This is a genomic window from Bacillus sp. JJ864 (assembly GCF_036963045.1).
In the GTDB taxonomy this organism is placed as follows: domain Bacteria; phylum Bacillota; class Bacilli; order Bacillales; family Bacillaceae_G; genus Bacillus_A; species Bacillus_A pseudomycoides_C.
Genome location: NZ_JBALLY010000006.1, coordinates 518 through 24028, shown reverse-complemented (window position 1 = coordinate 24028; position 23511 = coordinate 518). Strand labels below are relative to the sequence as shown.

The window sequence follows — 23511 nt, the reverse complement described above, 5'->3', positions numbered from 1 at the left end:
ACTATGTGGAATGTAAATCAAGTTGACTATAATTATATAGCAGAATCATATATCGTTATTCATTAACTATGTGGAATGTAAATTAAATATAATTCTCGTGTATTCCTATTTTAAAATTCGTTATTCATTAACTATGTGGAATGTAAATGAAACAACTGGAGAAGCTGTAAGGCATCGTCCCTTCAGTTATTCATTAACTATGTGGAATGTAAATATACCAGGAACACGCTGCTTTTCATTTGGTAATTCGTTATTCATTAACTAAGTGGAATGTAAATAACTTTTGGGGTTGGAAGGCTGGCTTTAAAAAAAAGGTTATTCATTAACAATGTGGAATGTAAATGAATGGGGAATGCTTATAGTATCTCTGTTTTTTATTGTTTTTCATTAACTAAGTGGAATGTAAATTTGCCCATTCTATATGTCACATCATATGTGAACGCTGTTATTCATTAACAATGTGGAATGTAATTGTAGGTGTATACAACATTGTATGGAATACTCTTTTTAATGACGTGCCCAGCTAAGCTGGGCACTGTTTTATTTGTTGAAAGTTCAGTCTAGGAAAGAATCAAGTCTCTTAGTAACTGACAGCCAAACTGGTGGAGAGATGCTAAGGTTGAAGTCCTGTGACAAAGTAACTTCTAATAGAAGTGTGAGCGAATCAGCAGACCGTAATATAAGGTGAACGTTGCCACTTTGTTAAGAGCCCTAGTAATAGGTCAAAGGGAAGTCTGACCTGGTGTTACTAGGCAAGACTGGTGAGGCACTTACTATCTGTAGTGTCTCATTTTTTATCTATTTGAGATTCATCTCAATGATTGTTCTTCCAAAACCAAACCCAATATTCCCCGTCCTGATCTTCCATCTCATACCCACGATACCCATCCCCCAGCAACCGTTGCTGCCCCGCAATATCACTCATAAGAAGCTTTTCAATATTCACCCATTCTCTTTGTTTCTCACCCTGCAACTCTTTCACAAACACATACCGCAACCGATCGTTATATTTTTCTTTCAGCGCCGCAATCTTCATCCCTTGCGCAAACTTATCTTTTAAACTAGGAATATTAAATGGCGCAACAGTACAGCAAACATATTCATAGTTGTGATCAGACTGTTTTAATTGCGCCATAATGACTTTCGCTAATATTTTTTGAAGCCCGTTTCCGCGGTAAAGTGGATGAACGTTTGATACTTCTTGATAGATGACCCGTTTTAATTCCTCACCTGTTAAACCAATATCCAATCCTAAATGATCTTCATCAAGCGGCGGAACTAAGAGCGCGCGAAAGGCAATGAGTTGTTCGTCTACGAATGCACCGATCATCAAGCCATTTCCGCTTAATATATTTTCAAATTCTTCTAATGTAAGAGGCTGCAAGTTTTCTTTGTTTTCGAGCACTTCAATGACGTCACTTTGTACGGATAGGATCTGCGCGGTGTGATGCAAAGATAATGTTGCAACTTTGAATGGTTGTTTTGTTTGTTTCAATGTTCCTTCATAAAGAATGTTCATGATATAGCCTCCTTTAACGAATAATGTCTTGAAAGACGGTTAATTCATTGAGTACATCTTCATCGACATCAACGCCTAGTCCTGGTTTTTCTGTTAAGCGAATAAATGGTACATCGTAAGAGAGGTTTCCGATATCTTTTGTGAATTTTAGTGGTCCTGTTAGTTCGACGCTTGTAATAATTTTTTTCGAGAAAGCGACGTGGAATCCAGCAGAAGAGGCAACGGATGATTCGACCATGGAACCAATTTGACACTCTATTCCAGCCAGTTCTGCTTGATGGGCTAGTTTGACAGCTTGGTAGATTCCGCCGCACTTCATTAGTTTAATGTTTACTTTATCAGCTGCTTGTTTTTGAATAATTTGGAGCATTTCACGTGGCCCTTTTAAACCTTCGTCAATCATAAGCGAAAGGTCCGTTTTGGAGCGAATGTAAGCCATTGCGTCAATGTCGTCGGCGATAACAGGCTGTTCAATCCAATCGATGTCTAAATGTTTTAGAGAACGTAATGCAGTTAATGTTGTGGCACTATTTTTCCAGCCTTGGTTTACGTCAACGCGAATGGCGATATCATTTCCGACTCGTTCCCGTACTGCTTCAATTCTTTCCACATCTTTTTTAACATCTGTGCCGACTTTCATTTTGAAAGATTGGTATCCTTTATTAATCATAGAAGCCGCTTCTTCTGCCATATTCTCTGGAGTATCAATGCTTAATACATGGGTAATTGGGAATTCTTCATGATAGCGCCCACCAATCAATTGGTACACAGGTTGTCCGAGCTTTTTGCCCATTATGTCAAAGCAAGCGATATCAAGCGTAGCCTTGGCAGTAGGTACGCCGTAAATGGTTTGGTTCATGATGTCATGTATTTTCTCGATATTCATTGGATTTTTCCCTAGTAAGGCAGGAGCTAATGTGTGCTTTAAAATATGAAAGGTGCTTTCCCACGTTTCGCCTGTAACATGTTCGTCAGCTACTCCTTCTCCGTAACCGACAATGCCTTCATCTGTTTCAAGTTTGACAATAATAGAAGGCATATCAGGATACGTGCCGTAGCTTACAATAAACGGATTTTGCAGTGGCAAACGAATGGCATAAAGATAAATGGCTGTAATTTTCAATGAAAAGACCCCTTTCTGTTTACAATGCTTTTGTGAATATGAGATAGCTGAGGTGATTTTCTCTTCCGGTGTTTTCTCATATTATATTTCAAAATAAATATGAGGACAATTATGAATTATCAGTGTTTATTTCTTGACATTTAAAAGAATATTGAATATGTTTTGGGGAAACATGATTGTTATGAATAAATGGTTGCGATGTGAGAAGGGAGAGCACAACGGTGAAAAAAATAGATTTGCAGGATCGGTTAAGCGAGATTTTTCAACATTTACATGAGAATCCTGAAGTGAGCTGGAAAGAATATAATACGACTGCCTATATTACGAAGTTTTTAGAGGAAGAAGGCGTTTCTTATAAAACGTTTGATGATTGTCCTGGTGTAATCGCAGAAATGGGGAGCGGGAAACCGGTTGTGGCGGTTCGAGGTGATATGGACGCATTATGGCAAGAGGTGGATGGAGAGTTTAAAGCGAATCATTCATGCGGTCATGATGCGCATATGACGATTGTGATGGGGCTCATTTTACAGCTAAAACAAGCGAATTGGCAAACGGGAACAGTTCGATTTATTTTCCAGCCGGCAGAAGAAAAGGGAAGTGGAGCTCTCAAAATGGTGGAGAAAGGCGTTGTGGATGACGTTGATTTCCTATTTGGCATTCACTTACGACCAATAGAGGAATTATCATTGAAGCAAGCGGCACCATCTATTCGGCACGGGGCAGCTGACTTTTTAGAAGCTCACATAGTTGGAACTGATGCTCACGGTGCACGACCACATCAAGGTACGAACGCAATTGATGTTGTTACGATGATTAATATGGGATTAAAAAATATATGGTTTTCGCCGCAATATTCTTATTCCGTTAAAATGACGAGATGCCAAGCAGGCGGTGAAAGTTTAAATATCATTCCTGGGAACGCTCATTTTGCTTTAGATGTACGGGCAGAAAACAATGGATTGTTGGAAGAGTTAAAGAAAAAGATTGAACACGTTATTCAATCAGCAGAATCAATGGGTGTAAAGATTTCTTATGATTGGGTCGACTATGTACCTGGAGCAGTGGTATCAGAGGAAGCGGAACAGTTCCTTCGCAAGGGGATTCTGCAAACATACGGAGTAGAGGGCTGCACTCCGCCGCTTCGCACAGCAGGAAGTGATGATTTTCATTATTATACGGTGAAAAAGCCTCATTTAAAAGCAGTTATGCTAGGATTAGGTGCGAATTTAAAACCAGGGTTACACCATCCTCACATGACATTTGACCGCTCTTGTATATTAGATGGGGTACAAATCTTGAAGAATACGGTGTTAGAAGTTTTGAAATAGTATTTTTAGATGTAATAGTAGGTAGGCTAGTTCTTCATAGGGACCTAGTTCAATTTTGGGTATTAGGGAACAAAGAATTTCTTAACTTGATAGCGATGTGGTGTTACCCCATTGCATCAAGCTAAGGTGTTGAATAACCCCTAAACAAAAATTTTGTATACTTTTGATACCGAACACTCACTTTTACATCTAACAGATTATTTTTTGCTCAGAGTTGTACCTCTGTTTGAATATTAATATAGCAAGTTCCATTCATGCTTTGTAACGGAGCTTATAGCTCCTCTTTATACATAACCAAAATTATTTACTTATCTTTCCTTTACATGTTTTTTTTTCTAAATATGAAGTTGACTTCCATTATGGCATTCATGATAAAATAGAAATCAATTCATTAAATTATACAAGTCAAAGGAGGATTATATGGAAAATCACACTACATATCCTTGGTCTCTCAGAAGAACATTTGTCTTTCTTCTCTGCTTCCTTCTGCCACCAATAGGATGTATTTACCTTTTTATAAACAGAAAAGCTTTGAACAAACAAGATTTTATTTTATACTTGCTTTTCGCCTTAACAAACCTATCATTAACTGTTTTGATAACATTTTTTAGACCTGATTTTTGGATTATTGTCATGCATTATGTAATTAGCATTATTATTATTACTTATTCAAATATGGCTGGTAAGTCTTCATAACAAAAAAAGCTGTCCTCTCTGTTATCTTCTTAGATTGGATAGCTTTTTTAATAAATTATTGGCTTACTACTTTATACACATTAAGGATACCATGTCCAAATGAACTTGTACCATTCGGAACATGATCTACCCCCTGTTTATATAGATATTCCACGGCTTGATTAGGTTTATCTTTTAAGTTTCGTTGTCCCACTATTAAAGCTAACGCACCTGATACTTTTGGAGCAGCAGTTGAATTTCCTGCATCATAAAAATAATCTTGATTAGGGCCAGTGCTAATTACTTTTTCCTTTTCATACATTTTTTGCTCATTCCAAATATCAAAACCATACTGTTCAAATAATCTATTATCGCCTCCCGGAGCAGCAATATCTATGAAACCCTCTCCGAAATTAGAAAATAAAGAAAGTTCATTCGATGGACCTACAGAAGAAACCGTCACGACACCAGGTAGAGATGCTGGCACATCTAACACATCCCCTTCTAATTTTATTCCATCATTTCGAAGTTTTTTTTGTAAAAACTTATACATTATGTCTTTATTATTCACATCAAGCGAATTATTTCCAGCTGCCGCAACCACAATGCTCCCCTGTTTCTCCGCAAATTCAATTGCATTTTTAAAAGCTGTTATTTCAGCTACATTCGTTTTCGAATCTTGTTGTTCAAGAAAAGCTACACCATCAATCAAATAATCGCCCAAACTTACATTAATTACATCAACATCGTCTTTTGCAGCTTCAATAATCCCTTTAACAATCCACAGGGATTCTGCTGTACGCTCACCAAATACTCTATATGATTTTATACCAATATTCGGTGCAACTCCCTTTAACTTACCATTGGCAGCAATTTGACCAGCAACATGAGTTCCGTGCCCTAACTTATCTGTTAATTCATTCGGATCACCTGACTCATCACGCTCTTTTCCGCGAAATCCCTTTTTCGGAACTAAGTTTTTTGACCCCTCCACAATATTAGTTTTCAAATCCGGATGATCTATATCCAAACCTGAATCTATAATCCCAACTGTTACATTTTTAGACCCAGAATAAACTTTATAACTTTCCCCGTTATTTGTAATTCTATGCATATCCCACTGTTTATCCCATAATGAATCTTGTAGATTCGTTTGTATATTTTCACTCATATTCATTTTTGTACCCAATGTTCGTAATGATGGATTGTATGTATCAATTAACGAGTTTTCTCCCAGAGTTTTTATCTTATCTTTATCCGTCTTTACTTGTAGTATTCCTAATTCCTCTATAGAGTAAACAACTTCTATATTCTGTTCCTTGGCCAATCGTACTACATTATTATAATCATTATTATCTTTTAATAGAATTGTATAATGGTTATCCTCTTGAGCAGCTCCAATAAATTTTACAGGAACTACAAAAAAGAAAAAAACAGTGAGAAGGACAAGTAATTTTAACCCTTTAACACCTTGTTTTTTTTCGAAAAACATCATAAATCCCCCCCCCTTAAACTCTTTAATCAATACATTTAGATAAAAAGTTTTATATTCATATTAACTTCAGACACTCTAACTAAACTATCCTTCCTACGCCCCTTTCAAACATTTTTATATCTAAGTCTAAAGTTACAACGAAAAAATATCATCTGTACCAGACATTGTCAATAAAAAGAAAAATTGACTAACAGATAAAAAATAGAATAATTAAATTATTTTTAATTTTTTGTAAAAAATGGTTGATTTCCCCAAAAAATCATGTTAAATTTTAACAGTCTAGTTTATTAATAACTTGATGGATAAATATAAAAATATTTTAATTTAAGGGGAATTTATTATGAAAGGTACAAAGTTTATTGCAAGCGCACTAACAGTTTCATTACTATCTACTGGTTTAATTAGTACTAAGGCAGCTGCTGAAGAAGTTAGTAACAATGTACAAGCTAAATCAGCACCTGTACAAACGGTTAATTTTGCTCAAGATATTTTGTTGAAAAACTCAAATCTTAATACAACAAATCCTTCAGCACAATCTATTAGTCCTTCTGACCTTAAGACGATTGAAGGAATTACTGAGTATTTCAACTTAACGCCAGAAGAAAAACAAGTATTTTTAGATGCAGCTGCTAACAAAGATGACAGTAGCTTTGAAACACGCGGAAAATTAAGTTGGGCTGCCAAAGCAATCACAAAATTATGGGATGAACTTCCAGGACCTGTAAAAGAAAGACTTGGTAGACAATCTGCTCTATATACAATTGCACAAGTAGTTGAGCATTATACTGGTGCATTAGAAGATGCAGTGTATGCAGGTGTTCTAAAAGTAGTTGGTAACGAAACTGCTGCATGGTGGATCACTCAGTCACTAATGTTATTATTATAATCAAGTAACATAATGATTTTATAAGGGGTATCGTACATTCTCATCAACTTAAGAAATTAATTATTCCTAAAAAACGGAAAAATATCTTAAAAAACAACAGCTAAATAATACATCATATTTAGCTGTTTCTCTTTTAAAATTTAAAAGCTATTCAATTGCTCTAGAAAATAAAGTTTGTAAATCCATATCCTGATTACAACGATAATTATTTGACCTTCATTATGAAGTTTTTGCAACTCATCACCTAAAAATTAATCAATATATTTATTATGTAGTTCAGATTATCTCGTCTTAGACCAAGTGCCATCTGTGCCTGCCTAATACTTATCAACCCAAGTGTTTGCAGCCATTCTCCACTATTACCGTAAAAAAGTACCACTTTCCATTGATTTCTTTCACATCTAGGATTCTTTCGGAATCTTCTGTATCCTTCATCTTATCTATATATATCCCGATTAATTTTCCGACATGGCTAGTGATCCAATTCGTTGGAGTACCTTCTTCGGATATGCATTCAGATATTCCATAAAAGACTCGATTGACTTTCGAATATCTTTTCGTGTGGCATGAAATCGATTTGCAATTACACTTCCTTTCAGCCATCCCCAAATACGCTCTATAGCGTTAAGATTCGGGGAATACGGTGGTAAAAAAGCAGTGTTAGACGTTGTTCGTTCTTTTCTAAAAATGGTTTTAGAATCTTCTCGTGATGAATCCGGGCATTATCTAAAATCATGACTACATGTTGATTGCTGTGTTGCATAAAAATGTAGCGCAAGAAAGCTAGAAACGTTTGGGCGTTACATTGATTTGTTTCCATGCAGGGAAATTCACCATTTTGGACATTTACGCAACCAAATAAACTTACTGTCGCATGATGACCGTATGTAGGAATCTGTTTTTGTTTTCCTTTTATACTCCATGTAGAGCGTAACACTTGATAATCACGAATATGACTTTCATCTTCATATAAGAAAACTAATTCGTCTGTGGCGTTTTTTTTATCATATCAAGCTCTCTTTGAAAAGCGGCTTGTTTCTTAGGATTTGTACGTTTCAATGTATAAGTAGGACGCGTATAGCGGAAACCCCATCGTTTCAACATATCACCGATTCCATTGCGAGACATTATAATTCCAAACTTATTTTCAATTACATGTTTTAAAATTCTTGTATCCCAACCTGATTTACAGCCATACCCTTTTTCAGCCGGTGTGCTGTTCTCAGTCATCCGTCTCAATTCTTGTTCTTCTTCAGATGATAGAAAAGGTGGTTTACCAGATGAATAATCACGGTGTAATAATTCATCTATTCCACCATGATTAAATTTCTTTACGTAGCCTGAAATTGTTTCGCGATGTACATTCAACAGTTCTGCCACCTGAATCGCATAATAGCCTTGCATAATCAATCGAATGACCGCTACTCGCTTTGCCATAGATGCCTTTTTTATGGTTTTCTCATAATTTTGAAGACGTTCTACCGTCCAGCCATGCGTATTTATAATGGTTAATCCTTTTCTCATATTTCTTCGATCCTTCACCTTTCGCTCTAGGAACAGTATGGACAAGAAGATTAGGAGTTTAAACGTGTCGAAAAATTAAGTAGGATGTATATAATACGGAAAATATAGGGAATTTTTTGTTTTAGTTAATTTAATGAAAGGAGTAATGTAAGGCGAAAAACAGAATTTTTGGAGATATGTGAGAGGAGATTAACGTTGAAATTTCTAAGTGGTAAATATAATTTTATTGCACTTGGGGCAAATATTTTATTTGTTTTATGCTGGGTTATGATATTGGACAATCCGATTGATTACACGAGTCCTTGTAATTGTTCACGCACAGAGCGAATATTTGCTCTCATACTAGATGTATCGCAACTAGTTCTTATTTGCACAGCAATTTGCTTTGCTGTAAAAGCTTTGTCTGACGAGAAATGTAAACAACGGTTAACACATTTAAGTTTAGCCATTTCATTAGCTTTCTTATTCTTAACTGTGTGGTATGATTTCAGCATTATTCTTGTAGGGCTTATGGCATTATTATCATAAAATAAATTGCCTTTAAAGGTTGGATGAGGTTATGTATTAGAAGAGTTACGGTTATTCGTTTAAGAATTAAGGGGTCATCTTACATTGCTATCAACTTAAGAATATTAATTACCCCTATATGCTAAAATTAGATTGCATGGCAGTAGAAAAAAGAGTCTCAATTATATCAAGGTTCTTTTCATAGAGAGTAGGCTGAATACATGAACGAACAATATTACGATGCAGTGTTACATATAAAAACAGTAGGAGAACAAAAAGAGTTCTACAAGTCTTTGCATTATCATCGTTATGAACCAACACCATATCACGCACTCGAAACATTATTTGCTCAATATGACTTAAAAAGCAGTGACCGAGTTGTTGATTTTGGATGCGGGAAAGGACGATTAAATTTCTATATTCATCATTTCTATCATGCGTCTGTTGTAGGGATAGAAATGAACGAGACGTTTTATCAAGAAGCGATGGAAAATCGAGATCGCTATATAAAGAAGGAGAAAAAAGGTAGAGATAAAATCAACTTTCAATGTTGCTTGGCGCAAGAATACGAGATTAATTCGCTGGATAATAAATTTTACTTCTTTAATCCGTTTTCGGTGCAAGTGTTTATGAATGTTATCAATAATATATTGTTTTCAGTAGAACAAGTGGAACGGGAAGTAGAGCTGATTTTGTATTATCCATCAGAAGATTATATTTATTTTTTAGATAATCAAACCTCGTTTGAATTGAAAGAGGAAGTTATATTGCCGGGATTGTATGAGCGGAATTTGAATGAAAGGTTTTTGGTGTATCGGTTGGGGTAGTAGTTAGTTTGTAATAAAGTTAAATATATATCATACCTATGATGGCAATATCCTTCCGGTTTAGGGATATTGTCTTTTTTACTATTTGAGGAGGAGTGTAGCATCTTATGTTTTTGTGATGGCAGAAGAAACCGTCTTGTTTACCTATTTTTAAAAGAAAGCGAAAGTACGCGGTCCTCCGTTTCGGGACTTGAAAAAGGAATTTGAGAGTTTTCCGTGATAGCGGGATGTTTTATCAGGGAGTGCTCAAGTAAAACTCCATAATTTTTTTAGCTATTCCTTGCTTTTGAAAACCTGTTTTATTTCCCTGCTCAAACACTTTTTTTAATTACAAAAGGTGCCCTGCCATTTTCAAGTACTACAATATAATTGGATAAATTTCTTTTTATGATTCGGTGATTAATGATAAAGGCTGCTTACAGCTTTTTTATGAGCTTAGCGGCCTTTTGTCATTTTTGGGATAAGTCTTATACATACTATAATTTTGATAATACCTGGAGGAGATTATGAAGAAGGGCAAACTTAGTTTACAAGCCATTATTATTATATTTGTTTGCATTGTCGTCGTATTATCACTTGGAATAACTGATTTAATAATAAGCAAAAGAATTACTTCCAGTGTGGAAGAAACAGAGAAAGAAAAGGCCCTCAATGTTGCAAAGATGGTAGCCCTTAGCCCGCAAGTGATTGAAGCCCTTGAAGGGAAAGCAAGCCAGAAAAATGTCCAAGTTTTTAGTAATCAAATTAGAGAAAAGATCAATGTCAACTTCGTTGTTGTTATGGACATGAAAGGAATCCGTCAATCCCATCCGGACCCCGAATTGGTTGGAAAGCCCTTCATGGGAGAAGATGAAGGGCCAGTTCTTAAAGGAAAGGAGTATGTGTCCATTTCAAAGGGGACTCTCGGTCGATCCATGCGGGCATTTACTCCAATAAAAAATTCACAGGGAAAACAAGTGGGTGCGGTTGCTGTAGGAATTACTTTAGAGAACGTTACAAAGGCGGTACAGAAAGGACGAATGGCGGTCGTTATAGGGACGTTAATCGGAATCCTAATAGGTGTAATCGGTGCAGTGTGCCTAGCAAGATACATCAAAAAAATCCTTTTAGGACTCGAGCCGATCGCTATTGCTAAGCTGCTTGAAGAACGTAGTTCCATGCTTCAGTCTGTGCGTGAGGGAATCATAGCCATCGACCAAGAAGGGAATATCACACTTGTAAACAAGGCAGCCAGTAAGCTTTTTAAAAAAGCCGGACTTGGAGAGAATCCTATAGGGAAGAACATTGAAGATTATTTGCCAGAGACCCGGTTAAGTCGCATTATCAAATCGGGTGAGACAGAGCTCGACCAAGAACAGAACCTGCATGGGGTTACCATTCTAGTAAACAGGGTACCAGTGATTGTGCAAAATCAGCCGGTGGGAGCAATCGCAACATTCCGTGATAAAACCGAGGTTCAAATTTTGGCTGAACAGCTTACAGGTGTACGCAATTATGCGGAAGCTCTTCGTGCTCAGACTCATGAATTCATGAATAAACTTCATGTCATTCTTGGCCTGGTTCGTACTGAACAATACGATACACTTGCTAACTATGTAAGTGAAGTCGTTAACCACCGTGAAACGGAAGTGGGCTTTGTAACGAAAAAAGTCCAAGATCCGGTTCTTGCCGGGTTTCTGATTGGCAAGCTAAGCTTTGCAAGAGAATCAGGGGCCTTACTTTCATTTGATAGCGCAAATACACTTCCCAAGCCTGCCAACTCGGAAATTACACATGATTTAATAACGATAATTGGAAATCTCGTCGATAACGCAATGGAGGCAATTGCAGACAGTCCAAATAAAAAAGTCGACCTTATACTGGATTACGCAGAGGATATTTTAACAATAGAGGTTAAAGACACAGGAGTGGGAATGACGAATTCACTCCAAAACAAAATATTGAATAAAGGCTTTTCAACGAAAGGAAATCACCGTGGGTTCGGATTATACCTGTTGGCACAGGCAATTGAAAGACTGGAGGGGGACCTGATTATTTCGTCCAAGCCTGGAAAGGGAACGAATTTTGCTGTATATATACCTTATAAAGCAGAGGATGTATGGAAATGATTAATGTAATGATTGTTGAAGATGACCCGATGGTAGCAAAAATCAATAAGCAGTACCTTTCTAAAATTGCCGGGTTCCGTTTAGTTGCAATAGCCAATTCAGTTGCTGAAGGCATCAAACTTTTAGGAAAGAATGATATTCAGCTCATTCTTCTGGATATTTTTATGCCGGGAAAACAGGGCCTGGAGCTGTTATCGTACCTTCGGAAAAATGATCTTGAAAGTGATGTCATCATTATTTCAGCGGCCTCAGATCTTGAACGAATTAAGAGGGCATTAAGGTATGGTGTTGTCGACTATTTAATTAAGCCTTTCGAGTTTGATCGGTTTAACGCTGCACTTGCTGCCTACCTTGAGCAAACTCGGTTAATTGATAAACAGGATTCGGTAAGTCAGCAGGAACTCGATCACTTACTTTTGCACAGAGAAGAAGCCGTAATCGCAGAGGAACTCCCAAAGGGATTAACCAAGGATACCTTAAAGCAGATATGGGATGCGGTTCAAGAGTTGAAGCGGGGGCCTTTTTCCACTGATGAAGTAGCTAATGTTGTAGGCATTTCAAAGGTTTCAGCAAGAAAGTACCTTAACTTCCTAAAGGACTTAGGAATACTTGAAGTCAAAGTCATCTATGGAACAATCGGACGGCCTGTGTATCAGCATGAATATAACCAATATAAGGAACACCTAATAAAAAACTTTTTGTAAGCAGTTTTTGAAACTGCTTACTTTTTTTATTTACAAAAAGGATTATTAAACTTTCATAAACTATGAAAACGCTTTCCTTACGAATATGATAGACATGTAACAAAACAAAGGGAGATTAAAACATAGTACAAGATGCGAGAAAATCGGAACCGCTTTCTTCAATTATTGGAATAATTGGTAAAATAACGGGTTCCGTTCGAGATTATAAAAACTACTTTAGGAGGGTTAAAAATGCAAATTCCAATTAAGAAAACGCTTGATAAAATTCCAGGTGGTATGATGGTTGTTCCACTTTTTTTAGGAGTATTAACAAATACATTTTTTCCGCAATTTTTAAAAATTGGAAGTTTTACAACGGCATTATTCAGTAAAGAAGCATCATCTACCATTTTGGCATGTTTTATGTTTTTAATTGGTTCACAAATTAATTTCAAATTAGCACCAAAGGCAATAAAAAAAGGTGCAATATTATTAACAGGAAAATTTATAATAGGTGCTGGTATAGGTTTAACTGTAGCAATGATTTTTGGGCCTGCCGGAGTACTAGGATTATCACCATTAGCCATCCTTGCAGCGTTATTAAATGCTAATGGTGGATTATATGCATCTCTTGCTTCATCGTATGGTGACGAAACTGATGTAGGCGCATATGCTGTATTTTCTTTAAAAGATGGTCCATTTTTCACATTAGTTGCATTAGGTGCATCCGGCCTTGCCACAATTCCTTTTCAAACACTTGTAGGAGTATTAATTCCAATAGTAATAGGAATGATTTTAGGAAATATTGATTCTGATATGAGAAAGTTCCTTGGAAGCAGTAAATTATTATTAATTCCATTCTTCTCATTCCCATTAGGTGCAGGAATGAATCTTTCAACTATTATAAAAGCGGGAGGTCCTGGCATATTACTAGGATTAGTAGCTGCATTCACTGGAATTGGAGCTTACGTACTTTTGAAGTTATTTAAAGAAAATCCTATCGTTGGTTTAGCAACAGGGTCAACTGCAGGAAATGCTGTAGCTACACCAGCTGTTGTTGCAGCAGCAGATCCAACCTTAGCTTCAATAGCACCAGGAGCTACTGCACAAGTTGCAGCAGCATGTGTAATATCTGCAATAGTCTGTCCGATTATTGTTAGTTATGCATTTAAAATGTCCGAAAAGAAAAAAGCTAAAAAATCAATTGCAGGGGCAGCATGACAATAAAGTAAAAATCTACTGTTATCCTGGCCATCATGCTGCTGAAGCTTTTAAGCCAATTTGAAAATGAAACAAAGACAAAGCAGTCAGCGGTTTCACTGTCTACTTTGTTTAGTTACAAAAAAGGGTCATTAAGTTAAAAAAACTAGTGGGATAAGGAAAATTTTATTAACATGGTTGCGGTATTGTCGGAATAGCTATTTTAAGATAGAAGGAAGGAAGGAAACACCATGAATGTACCTGAGAATGTTATTATTACTACAATAAAAGGAAAAGAAGTTCTCTCCAATCCTTTTTTGAATAAAGGAACAGCTTTTACGAAAGAGGAAAGGGAAGACCTTGGACTTGAAGGTCTGTTACCTCCACAAGTACTCACCCTTGATGAACAAGTTAATAGGATCTATGAACAATATTCGATGCAGACGACGAATCTGTTCAAAAACGGGTTGCTTTATGATTTATATAACCGCAATGTTGTCTTGTTTTACCGTCTTTTGAAAGAACACCTGGCAGAAATGCTCCCTATCATCTACACTCCTACTGTCGGTGATGCAATCCAGTCATACTCCCATAGCTACCGTCGCCCAGGTGGCTTATATCTTTCCATTGATGATCCTGAGGGCATTGAAAAGGCATTTTATAATCTAGGAAAGCCCAAAAATGGTATTGATTTAATCGTCGTTACCGACTCTGAAAGCATTCTTGGTATTGGGGACCAAGGGATAGGCGGTATTAATATTGCGATTGGTAAACTTGCCGTGTACACGGCTGCAGCTGGGATTGATCCGAGCCGTGTTCTGCCAGTCGTGTTGGATGTTGGCACGAACAATCAGACTTTGATTGCAGACCCTATGTATGTCGGCAACAAATTCGCACGTGTCCGCGGTGAGCGTTATGATCAATTCATTGATTTATTCATTCAGACTGCAAGAAAGTTCTTTCCAGAGGTTCTTATTCACTGGGAGGACCTTGGCAACGTCAATGCGCGAAAAATCTTGGACAAATGCGGTGACAAAATCCTTACCTTCAACGATGACATCCAGGGAACAGGTGCTGTTACTCTTGCTGCTATTATGTCTGCTTTGAAAGTAACAGGAGAATCCCTGAAGGACCAGCGCATTGTTGTCTTTGGACCGGGGGCTGCCGGCATTGGTAACGCAGACCAAATGGCAGATGCCATGGTTCTAGAAGGGTTGACTAGAGAAGAAGCCTATGATCGTTTCTGGGCTGTTGACTATCGGGGTCTACTAACAGATGAAACACCAGATGTTCTGAACTTCCAGAAGCCTTATACAAGACAGGTGGATGAAGTTAAGGACTGGGATAAGAATGAGGAAGGGATCATTTCATTAATGGAAGTAGTTCGAAGGGTGAAGCCAACCATCCTGATTGGTACTTCCGGACAAGCCGGTGCCTTCACTGAGGATATTATAAAAGAGATGGCCAAGCACGTTGAACGTCCAATCATCATGCCAATGTCCAACCCGACTGCGCTGGCTGAAGCAGTGCCAGAAAACCTAATCAAATGGACAGATGGCAAGGCGTTAATTGCGACTGGCAGCCCCTTTGCCGATGTAAAATACAAAGGTGTTACCTATGAAATCGGGCAGTCAAACAACGCATTTGTATTCCCGGGGCTTGGACTTGGAGCAATTGTTGCAAAAGCTGAAATCATCTCAAAAGGAATGTTCGCAGCAGCAGCCAATGCAGTTGCCAAAATGTCAGATACCAGCGCATCAGGCGCATCCCTGCTGCCATCCATTGAAAAGCTTCATGAAGTCTCAAAATACGTAGCCATTGAAGTAGCCCATGCTGCAATACACGAAGGAATTGCAAGAATAGATATTCAAGATGTTGAGAATGCTATTGAAGATGCTATGTGGAAACCTGAGTATAAAGAAATTAAGAGTGTAGGTATTTGGACAAAGATTAATTCCTATGCATATTAAATAGTTAAATAAAATGCCTGTACTCCTGGTAATTGATCGAACTTTCGGTATTCCAGGCAGTGACAGGCATTTTTTGTAATCAACTAGATTAAATGGGCTAATCCTTTTTTGGGAAATCTTCCATTAAGTTTTTGGCATATTTTTTTCCTCCGAGTTCAAAATTGAACAATTTGGAAAATATGTTTCTTTTGAAAGTTATGCCTTTATTTTCTTTATTCCACTACTTACGTTACTCATATCCATAGTAAGGAAGAAGTTCAGCTATAGGAGTTCATCTATATGAGAAAAAAACAGCCATCTGCTTCGTTAGCATCTTATGGTTATTAACAGGGTGTTGGGGGATCAGCATCTATTAAAGGATAATAGCTTAGTTTTGGGGATCGGTCTTGACGCAGCCGAAGGCGAGAAAGTAGTCAATACGGCAGTCATTCGGGGAGGTTAATAGTGTTAGAATGTGTTCATATGATTGTAACAGTGGATTATAGTAGCTATAGTGCAATTTGGATATAATAAAAAAGCAAGGAAAGAAAGCGATTTTATCGTTTACTTACGTTGGCTGGAAATGCTTCTCTATTTTTAAATGTAGGATTAAGTATGATTATACGAAGTAAACATTCCGTGTTGAAGTTATATGATAACTATAATTAGGGGGGAAAATGTGTGTCAAACACAAACATAATCAAAAAGTTGACTTTAGTATCCCTAGTATTAATGATTTTTACTTCTGTTTATGGATTCAACAACATTCCAAGATCATTTTATAAGATGGGTTATGCCGCTATTCCTTGGTACATATTTTCAGCCATAACCTTCTTTGTTCCTTTTGCATTAATGGTAGCTGAATTTGGTTCCGCCTTTAAAGAGGAAAAGGGTGGTATCTACTCATGGATGGAAAAATCCATCGGTCCAAAATTTGCATTTATAGGAACGTTCATGTGGTATTTTTCTTATATAACTTGGATGGTCAATGTCGCATCCGGTATGTGGGTTCCGGTGTCAAATGCTATCTTTGGACAAGATACAACACAAAGCTGGACTTTATTTAATCTTCGAGGACCTCAGGTTCTGGGGGTTTTAGGAATTGTATGGATTCTTATAGTAACCTATACATCAACTAAGGGTCTGGATAAAATTAAAAAAGTAACCTCTTTAGGTGGTACTGCAGTCTTGTTATTGAATGTATTTCTTTGGATTGGTGCAATAGTAGTACTTATAGGTAATCATGGACATTTGGCGCAGCCGATTACAGGATTACATTCATTTACTCAAACACCAAATCCTCAATATGCAGGAGATATTATTGCTTCGTTAGCATTTGTAGTATATGCCCTCTTCGCTTATGGTGGACTTGAAGCAGTAGGCGGTTTAGTGGATGTAACAGAAAATCCAGAAAAAACGTTTCCGAAAGGAATTCTTTTATCTGCAGCCATAATCTCTGTAGGGTATTCATTAGGAATACTATTAATTGGAATATTCACAAACTGGGCATCTGTAATGGGTATTGCGAATGTTAACCTAGGAAACGCAAGTTATATAGTTATGGCCAATTTAGGCTACTCACTAGGTACCGCTTTTGGAGCAAGCCATGCTACAGCTACGGCTTTGGGATTTGGGGTTGCAAGATACATTGGACTTTCAATGTTCTTGGCACTGTCCGGTGCGTTCTTTACCTTGATGTTTTCACCGTTAAAGCAGATGATTGAAGGAACACCTAAGAGATTGTGGCCTGGAAAAATCGGTGAAACAAAGAATGGGCTGCCTGTTAATGCTATGTGGATTCAAGCTGCTATTGTTTGTGTAATGATCGCACTAATCGCTTTCGGTGGAAGCACAATGGCCGCATTCTTTAACATACTCGTTTCGATGACTAACGTGGCTATGACAATACCGTATATATTTATAGCACTTGCATTCCCGTATTTTAAGAAAAAAGTGGAAATCAATAAGCCGTTTATCGTATATAAAACGCAATTGAGCGCAAATCTTTGGACATGGATTGTTGTTCTAACAGTTGGACTTGCAAATTTCTTTAGTATCGTACAGCCAGCTTTAGAAGGGGATATGCAAACAACCATTTGGAGTGTGGCTGGACCCGTTATTTTCTCAGTTGTTGCATGGTTAATGTATAGCAAATATGAAAAAATACATGATATAGAAAAGTAGAAACAAAAGAAAATAAGTTAGCCTTAAAATTCAAAAAGATAAAGAGTGAAGTGGAGCACAATATGGCTTCACTTTTTTTCTTGTCTAAAGCACCTCATTTAGATTTGTTACGGTGAATCTTATCATAAGTAAATGAGGTTGCATCCTGGTATGCATTTTTTAGTAATGAAAAAGAGATCTAGGATTTATGTAGGAAAGGATGCATTAAATAAAGTGAAACTTCCATCAGTGGGGGTTTTTTTCATCCCCCACTGATGGAAAGCTCTCACCAATCGGGCTCTTACTGCCCACGAATAGCGGGATAAAATTGATGGTAAGTTAATAGGCTTGTCCAAAATGGACAAGCCTGCTTTATAATAACCCAGTATTACCTAATGCTCTATAATGATCTTAAGCATTAGGAAAAACGAAAATATGCCGCTGCTTGAATATCCGAAGATTTGTGCGGCATATAAGATCGGTTTAGCTTCGTATAGTTTTAAATAAACAAACTAAATAAAAACTGCTGCTTTCTTTTTATGTTCCAAATTCCGATAAACAAGTGCAAGCAGCATCGACGGTATGGTACAAACAATCATCCCGATAAAGGCATATCTTGGCTCAATTTCGTATAAATAGGCACCGAAAATTGTAAATACGGCAGTGCTCCAGCTAAGAGCCAGCGCTGAATATATGCCTTGTGCTTTCGGAATCTGTGTATGTGAAATGTTTTTGACTAGGTATTTCATAAAGGCATAATGCCCCATCGCAAATGAGCATGCATGCAAGGTTTGCGCGATACAAAAAACAATTACATTAGGAAAGGCAAATACTAATATCCAACGTACGGAAGAACCAAGTGCTGCCAGTGCAAGTAAGGAGCCTACTGAAAAGTTTTGAAACTTCCGATCTGCGATTGAGAAAAAAATGATTTCCGCGATTACGGCAATGTTAATAATTAACCCAATTAAATATTTGGGTGCGTGAATATCTTGTAAAAAAATATAGCCATAGCTGTAATAAGAAGCGTGTGCCGCTTGCAGTAAAATCACAATGACGAGCACCAAACCAAAGTGTTTGATGCGAAATAATTCCAACATACCGCCTTTTTTTGTTTGATCCGCTTGCGGTTTTTTAGATAAAATAACGGGTGCACGCATAAAACCAAGACACAAGAATACCAATGTGCCGAGTAACAGCGCCCATAAAATCACTTCATCCCCAAACGCCCCTGTAAAGATGGTTAAGATCATACCTGCCACGACAAACCCAATGGATCCCCACGAACGGCTCTTCCCATAATGTCTTAATTGATTCCTTTGCGCAAGTAAGCCAGCTGCGCTATCTAAAGCAGGCATCAACGCTGGGTAAATAAAATTCAAAAGTAACGTTACCACAAGTAAGCTAACAAAGGAACTCGCTGGAATACAACACAGAATAGCAATTAGCGTGCCGATTGCCATCCCATTTAATAAGGTTTTACTACTAAATTTCCTCGATAAATAAGGAAACGCAATTAATGTAGAAAGGCCTCTTGCAACCAAACCTAAGCTCATAATCAAACTAGCTTGTGAAAGCGTAAGCCCTTTTATATGAATCATCCATCCTGTCCAATAGGGTAGAAAAATGCCCCATGTCATATAAAAACTAAAAAACTGTCTACTCATCCAGCGTTGTGTGTTCATTCTGTATCCCCCTCATTGTTTGCATGATAACATGGAGATACGTACAATAATATGAGATATCTCACATTTTTGAGGTGGATTATGGAAATTTATAAAAATGAGAAAAGGCAAAGATATTTGAATGAGTACTCCATTGCGCATTTATTTTCTTTTGCGATTGAAGAGTTTATAGAAGTGCATGAATATAAACGCGATGAATGGATTATTCAAGAAGGCATGCGACCGGATTTTTTATTTTATGTCATTGAAGGAAAAGCAAAAATTTATGTAACGCATCAAAATGGGAAGGTTTCCTTAATTAATTTTATTAATGCGAATGATTATATTGGGGAAATGGAATTATTAAATGAGGTGTACTATACAAAAGGGATCCAAACCTCCACTAAGACCATTTGCTTTGCGCTTCCTTTTCATCGCTGTCGCGCACAAATGTTAGAAGATGCAAAATTTTTACGTGAACTAACCAAGATTTTAAGTGTAAAAGCAACAAAAATGGCTGCAAAGTATTCGTATAGTCTCGCCTTCCCGCTTGAAAACCGGCTTGCGGATTTTATTTTGCAAACCTCGGATGAAGAGGTCTATAAGGAGAAACACGTAACTGTTTGTGATTTTTTAGGCGTCTCCTATCGACATTTATTACATGTGCTTGCACAATTTTGCGACAAAGGGTATTTGCAAAAGGAAGGGCGTCACTATCGCATTCAGCAGCACAACCTACTATATGAACTTGCTGAGATGTTGAGGAATAAATAACTAACTGCGATTCATAAATAGTGTTATGCCAAAATAAAAGAACAGACGTTTACTCCGATAAAAACCTTAATTTTAATGAACCTCACTTAGATTAATCACGGTGAACCGTATCACAAGTGATAGTAAAGCGTAGGTTTGAGTTAGAAATTCCATTCAATTATTTTTCATAATATAGTTTTATAATAGCTAAATAGAAATAAGTTTTTTATAAAGAGTAATTAACATTTATTAGTGTTTATATGGAAGAGCGTCCTAGGTAGATAATTTGGGCGTTCTTTTTTTATTATTTAAAATGTTAATTGTTGTAAAAGTTTAGATGAGGTAAAATAATGTATAAAGTATAAATTTAGTATATATTTTTGGCAGTTTTTTTATTAAAGGAAATGTATAATTTGATGTTCTAGTTTATCTCACAAGCGCTATGGGGTGGTTTCTTTATGGAAATTAAAATTTCAGCTTCAGCTATTCAATATTTAAAAGAAGCTCTTTGTAATATTTATTGGTATAAAAACGATTTGAAAGGTTTTTTATTAAATTGTATTAGTGATAAAACAATAATTCATAAGGTTGATTGGAGTAATTATAAGAGACAAATTGTTTCAGATATTATCGATGAGCTTATGAAAAATCAAGAGAGAAATCTTGGGGATATTCGTAGGATACTATACGAGGTAACCCAAATGACAAGTTTTCGTCATTTAGAACAAATTGAAGATGGAAAACGTAAAGCGGAAAGAGCTAAGGCATCCGTATATGATTTGAAAAGGATAATTGAGGATCATGATGCACAATTAAAGAAAGAAGCAGTAATAAGAAAAAAAAGAATAGAGAATATGGAGAAGATTAAATCAAGCCAAGCTTTATTGACACGCCTTGATGAGATAAAACAAATATATTCAAAGTTAGTGATATCCAAAGATCATCATCGCAGGGGGTTTGAACTTGAAAAAGTCTTATATAATATATTCGAATTATTTGATTTAGATCCAAGGGCTTCTTTTCGTAATATAGGAGAACAAATTGATGGTGCTTTTTCTTTAGAAGGAACTGATTATTTATTTGAAGCGAAATGGCAAAGTTATGCGGTTAATGCTTCAGATTTAGATGCTTTTTCAGGAAAGATTAGTCGTAAATTAGATAATACATTAGGGCTCTTTCTTTCAATAAATGGCTTTTCTGAAGATGCGGTGAAAATTTATTCATTAGGACGGAGTACAATATTATTAATGGACGGAATGGATTTATTGGCGGTTTTAGAAAATCGAATCGATATAGTATCTCTTATTGTAAGGAAAAGGCGGCATGCTGCTCAGACTGGGAATATATATTTAAAAGTCGAAAAATTACTAAATGACTAACTTTAAAATGATTTGAGGAAGAACGTATTACAAGTGATGGTAGAGAGGCGATTTAGAAGTTTTAATAATATATATATCATGAATTTTATAATTAATATAAGATTCATGAGAGAGGTTATTTTTGTTAATTAATAATGGACTTTCAATGATTTTTTATAATAAAAATATATTTATTAATATTAATTAATATCATATAGGGAATATACGTTATAGATAGTAATGTACGGAGGTAGTAATGTATGAAAAAAAGCTATAGAGAAATCACAATTCTGTCTGAGATTGAAAAAAAGATTAACACATTAAATAAAACAAGAAATAATCGAATTGAAATGAGTATTAGATTAAAAGGCTATAGTGATAAATGGAAGTTGATTTTTTTCTTTTTGAATATTGAAGCGGTAATTTTTGTATTATTGTCTTTAGGTGGTAAAGAAATACACCCGTTATTTGGGAAATCAATTTTTAGCTTAATGTCAGGCGTTTTTTCTATATATGTAATATTAGTACAATACTATATTAATGAACTTAATTATAATGAGAGAGCTCTTAAAGTTCATTATCATCAATTGGATCTAGAAGATTTAATTTTAAAATTAAAGGGACTAATATTAAATCATAATGTTAAGGGAAACACGAATGATGAACAAGCTTTAATTGATTCATTTAATATCATAATGTTTGAATATCAATCCACTTTAAAAAATAATGAAAATCATGATCCAGTTGATAATGAAAAGAGTAAATTTAATCAGATTAATATAAAATTACAAGAAAAAAAAGTCAAAGATTTAGAAGGAAAAGACGAAAGTGAAGATTTAAATGATGCACCCCAAAATGAGTTGGATTTAAAAGAAGTGAAGGATTTTACTGTCGATAATATTATATTGAATCTTAATAAGTTTTTTGTTTTTATTCCTATAGTTTTAGTAATGGTTTTGTTAATATTTGTAAAGTGAGTGTATATATAAGTGGAAAATAATAAGATTTCAGAACTAACCTATAGATATATCTTATCTATGTCGAAAACAAAAATATTTAATCCTCAAACAATTGCTAATATAAATATCCTTAGAGAATATGGGCTTAAGGGTATTAAAAATGAAATGGAAAAAAGCGTTGGAGAATTTTGTGAAACGAATCCAGTAAAAAAAGCTCGTGATTTTGTATATAAAAATGACTATTTTACGCCGAGAAATATGCATTTAATTAATCCGTTATATTATACCTACTACACATATATAGTTTTTAAAATAGCTGATTTATTTTTAAATGGTAATGGTAAGCTGAATTTTTCCAAAGAACGGATGGATATATTTTATTCAGGATTTTTAGATATGCATTCAAAAGAAGATATTCCAAAGAATGCAAAATTTAACACTAGCTATAGATTATTTCAAGAAGAAAGAGAAAAATATTTTGGTATGCCGGTTTTAAAAGTGGATATACAGGATTTTTTTAATTCTATTAAAGTGAAATCACTTATTAATAGGTTAAGAGCCTATTTAGGTGAACAAAGTGTAATAAATGATTTGGACTATTTTTTTGATTTTTGTGGGTTTGAATATCTACCACAATTTCATTACTCTATGGCTTCATCTATATTATCACAGTTCTATTTATTAGACTTTGATTCAAAAATGCATAGAACTTTGGAAAGAGAAAATCTTTTTTTAATACGATTTGTAGATGATATGTTTATTGTTTATCTGGATGGTGAAATGAATGAAA

The 23511-nt window shown here is 35.9% G+C and carries 18 protein-coding genes, 2 pseudogenes and 1 CRISPR repeat array; of the genes and pseudogenes, 14 read left to right on the top strand and 6 right to left on the bottom strand.

Going from position 1 to position 23511, the window contains the following annotated elements; all coding sequences use genetic code 11:
- Positions 1-54: 54 nt before the first annotated feature.
- Positions 55-473: direct repeats of the CRISPR family, unit length 29 nt; unit sequence GTTATTCATTAACTATGTGGAATGTAAAT.
- A gap of 341 nt (positions 474-814) precedes the next feature.
- Together V7024_RS01435 and V7024_RS01430 are read right to left on the bottom strand one after the other, a co-directional pair.
- Positions 815-1519, bottom strand: coding sequence for a GNAT family N-acetyltransferase (locus V7024_RS01435; RefSeq protein WP_335514662.1), 705 nt, complete (start codon positions 1517-1519; stop codon positions 815-817).
- A 13-nt stretch (positions 1520-1532) separates the two neighbouring features.
- Positions 1533-2642 carry a mandelate racemase/muconate lactonizing enzyme family protein gene (locus V7024_RS01430; protein ID WP_335514659.1) on the bottom strand — a complete coding sequence of 370 codons (1110 nt, stop codon included), beginning with the start codon at positions 2640-2642 and terminating at the stop codon, positions 1533-1535.
- Between the two features lie 221 nt (positions 2643-2863).
- On the opposite strand from V7024_RS01430, the gene V7024_RS01425 reads away from it, so the two are divergent.
- Both V7024_RS01425 and V7024_RS01420 read left to right on the top strand, forming a co-directional pair.
- Positions 2864-3970 (top strand): M20 peptidase aminoacylase family protein, encoded by a 1107-nt coding sequence (locus V7024_RS01425; protein WP_335514657.1) that lies wholly within the window; start codon positions 2864-2866, stop codon positions 3968-3970.
- A 420-nt stretch (positions 3971-4390) separates the two neighbouring features.
- On the top strand, positions 4391-4666 hold the full coding sequence (locus tag V7024_RS01420) for a hypothetical protein (protein WP_335514654.1): 276 nt from the start codon (positions 4391-4393) through the stop codon (positions 4664-4666).
- A gap of 55 nt (positions 4667-4721) precedes the next feature.
- On the opposite strand, the gene V7024_RS01415 is transcribed toward V7024_RS01420, so the two are convergent.
- Entirely contained in the window at positions 4722-6137 is a 1416-nt protein-coding gene (locus V7024_RS01415) for a S8 family peptidase (protein ID WP_335514652.1), read from the bottom strand.
- A gap of 343 nt (positions 6138-6480) precedes the next feature.
- Between V7024_RS01415 and V7024_RS01410 the strand changes: the two genes are divergently transcribed.
- Positions 6481-7026 (top strand): hypothetical protein, encoded by a 546-nt coding sequence (locus tag V7024_RS01410; RefSeq protein ID WP_335514649.1) that lies wholly within the window; start codon positions 6481-6483, stop codon positions 7024-7026.
- Positions 7027-7481: 455 nt separating this feature from the next.
- On the opposite strand, the pseudogene V7024_RS01405 reads toward V7024_RS01410, so the two are convergent.
- Together V7024_RS01405 and V7024_RS01400 are read right to left on the bottom strand one after the other, a co-directional pair.
- Positions 7482-7963, bottom strand: a pseudogene (locus V7024_RS01405) (IS630 family transposase).
- A 41-nt stretch (positions 7964-8004) separates the two neighbouring features.
- Entirely contained in the window at positions 8005-8550 is a 546-nt protein-coding gene (locus V7024_RS01400) for a helix-turn-helix domain-containing protein (RefSeq protein WP_335514646.1), read from the bottom strand.
- A 195-nt stretch (positions 8551-8745) separates the two neighbouring features.
- Here V7024_RS01400 and V7024_RS01395 point away from each other — a divergent pair, with 195 nt between their 5' ends.
- The 7 genes from V7024_RS01395 to yjeM all read left to right on the top strand — a co-directional run bounded on the left by V7024_RS01395 (position 8746) and on the right by yjeM (position 18008).
- On the top strand, positions 8746-9078 hold the full coding sequence (locus tag V7024_RS01395) for a hypothetical protein (RefSeq protein WP_335514643.1): 333 nt from the start codon (positions 8746-8748) through the stop codon (positions 9076-9078).
- A gap of 200 nt (positions 9079-9278) precedes the next feature.
- Positions 9279-9884: an SAM-dependent methyltransferase gene (locus V7024_RS01390; RefSeq protein ID WP_335514640.1), complete on the top strand. Its 606-nt coding sequence runs from the start codon at positions 9279-9281 to the stop codon at positions 9882-9884.
- Positions 9885-10390: 506 nt separating this feature from the next.
- A complete protein-coding gene (gene dcuS / locus V7024_RS01385) occupies positions 10391-11992 on the top strand; it encodes a DcuS/MalK family sensor histidine kinase (protein WP_335514637.1) in 1602 nt (533 codons plus the stop codon).
- Positions 11989-12696, top strand: coding sequence for a response regulator (locus V7024_RS01380; protein WP_335514634.1), 708 nt, complete (start codon positions 11989-11991; stop codon positions 12694-12696). The genes dcuS and V7024_RS01380 overlap by 4 nt, the downstream gene beginning before the upstream one ends.
- Before the next feature lie 231 nt (positions 12697-12927).
- Positions 12928-13896: a 2-keto-3-deoxygluconate permease gene (locus tag V7024_RS01375; RefSeq protein WP_335514631.1), complete on the top strand. Its 969-nt coding sequence runs from the start codon at positions 12928-12930 to the stop codon at positions 13894-13896.
- 230 nt (positions 13897-14126) lie between these two features.
- Positions 14127-15845, top strand: a complete 1719-nt coding sequence (locus tag V7024_RS01370) for an NAD-dependent malic enzyme (RefSeq protein WP_335514628.1) — start codon at positions 14127-14129, stop codon at positions 15843-15845.
- A 660-nt stretch (positions 15846-16505) separates the two neighbouring features.
- Complete coding sequence (gene yjeM, locus V7024_RS01365) at positions 16506-18008, top strand: glutamate/gamma-aminobutyrate family transporter YjeM (protein WP_335514625.1); 1503 nt, start codon at positions 16506-16508, stop codon at positions 18006-18008.
- A gap of 491 nt (positions 18009-18499) precedes the next feature.
- On the opposite strand, the gene V7024_RS01360 is transcribed toward yjeM, so the two are convergent.
- Positions 18500-19672: an MFS transporter gene (locus V7024_RS01360; RefSeq protein WP_335514621.1), complete on the bottom strand. Its 1173-nt coding sequence runs from the start codon at positions 19670-19672 to the stop codon at positions 18500-18502.
- An 81-nt stretch (positions 19673-19753) separates the two neighbouring features.
- Here V7024_RS01360 and yeiL point away from each other — a divergent pair, with 81 nt between their 5' ends.
- The 4 genes and pseudogenes from yeiL to V7024_RS01340 form a co-directional block, all read left to right on the top strand.
- The gene (gene yeiL / locus V7024_RS01355) at positions 19754-20425 is read left to right on the top strand and encodes a transcriptional regulator YeiL (protein WP_335514617.1); all 672 of its coding nucleotides are present in this window, start codon (positions 19754-19756) and stop codon (positions 20423-20425) included.
- 437 nt (positions 20426-20862) lie between these two features.
- Positions 20863-21783, top strand: coding sequence for a restriction endonuclease (locus tag V7024_RS01350; protein ID WP_098537618.1), 921 nt, complete (start codon positions 20863-20865; stop codon positions 21781-21783).
- A 239-nt stretch (positions 21784-22022) separates the two neighbouring features.
- Complete coding sequence (locus V7024_RS01345; RefSeq protein WP_335514612.1) at positions 22023-22739, top strand: SLATT domain-containing protein; 717 nt, start codon at positions 22023-22025, stop codon at positions 22737-22739.
- A gap of 12 nt (positions 22740-22751) precedes the next feature.
- Positions 22752-23511: pseudogene (locus V7024_RS01340) on the top strand (RNA-directed DNA polymerase); the annotation flags it as partial.

Bases quoted from the DNA above. Each gene is read 5' to 3' on its own strand.
- V7024_RS01380 (WP_335514634.1), top strand. From the start codon at position 11,989: ATGATTAATGTAATGATTGTTGAAGATGACCCGATGGTAGCAAAAATC.
- V7024_RS01350 (WP_098537618.1), top strand. From the start codon at position 20,863: ATGGAAATTAAAATTTCAGCTTCAGCTATTCAATATTTAAAAGAAGCT.
- V7024_RS01400 (WP_335514646.1), bottom strand. From the start codon at position 8,550: ATGAGAAAAGGATTAACCATTATAAATACGCATGGCTGGACGGTAGAA.
- V7024_RS01435 (WP_335514662.1), bottom strand. From the start codon at position 1,519: ATGAACATTCTTTATGAAGGAACATTGAAACAAACAAAACAACCATTC.
- V7024_RS01415 (WP_335514652.1), bottom strand. From the start codon at position 6,137: ATGTTTTTCGAAAAAAAACAAGGTGTTAAAGGGTTAAAATTACTTGTC.
- V7024_RS01370 (WP_335514628.1), top strand. From the start codon at position 14,127: ATGAATGTACCTGAGAATGTTATTATTACTACAATAAAAGGAAAAGAA.
- V7024_RS01420 (WP_335514654.1), top strand. From the start codon at position 4,391: ATGGAAAATCACACTACATATCCTTGGTCTCTCAGAAGAACATTTGTC.
- dcuS (WP_335514637.1), top strand. From the start codon at position 10,391: ATGAAGAAGGGCAAACTTAGTTTACAAGCCATTATTATTATATTTGTT.
- V7024_RS01410 (WP_335514649.1), top strand. From the start codon at position 6,481: ATGAAAGGTACAAAGTTTATTGCAAGCGCACTAACAGTTTCATTACTA.
- V7024_RS01360 (WP_335514621.1), bottom strand. From the start codon at position 19,672: ATGAACACACAACGCTGGATGAGTAGACAGTTTTTTAGTTTTTATATG.
- yeiL (WP_335514617.1), top strand. From the start codon at position 19,754: ATGGAAATTTATAAAAATGAGAAAAGGCAAAGATATTTGAATGAGTAC.
- V7024_RS01345 (WP_335514612.1), top strand. From the start codon at position 22,023: ATGAAAAAAAGCTATAGAGAAATCACAATTCTGTCTGAGATTGAAAAA.
- V7024_RS01390 (WP_335514640.1), top strand. From the start codon at position 9,279: ATGAACGAACAATATTACGATGCAGTGTTACATATAAAAACAGTAGGA.
- V7024_RS01375 (WP_335514631.1), top strand. From the start codon at position 12,928: ATGCAAATTCCAATTAAGAAAACGCTTGATAAAATTCCAGGTGGTATG.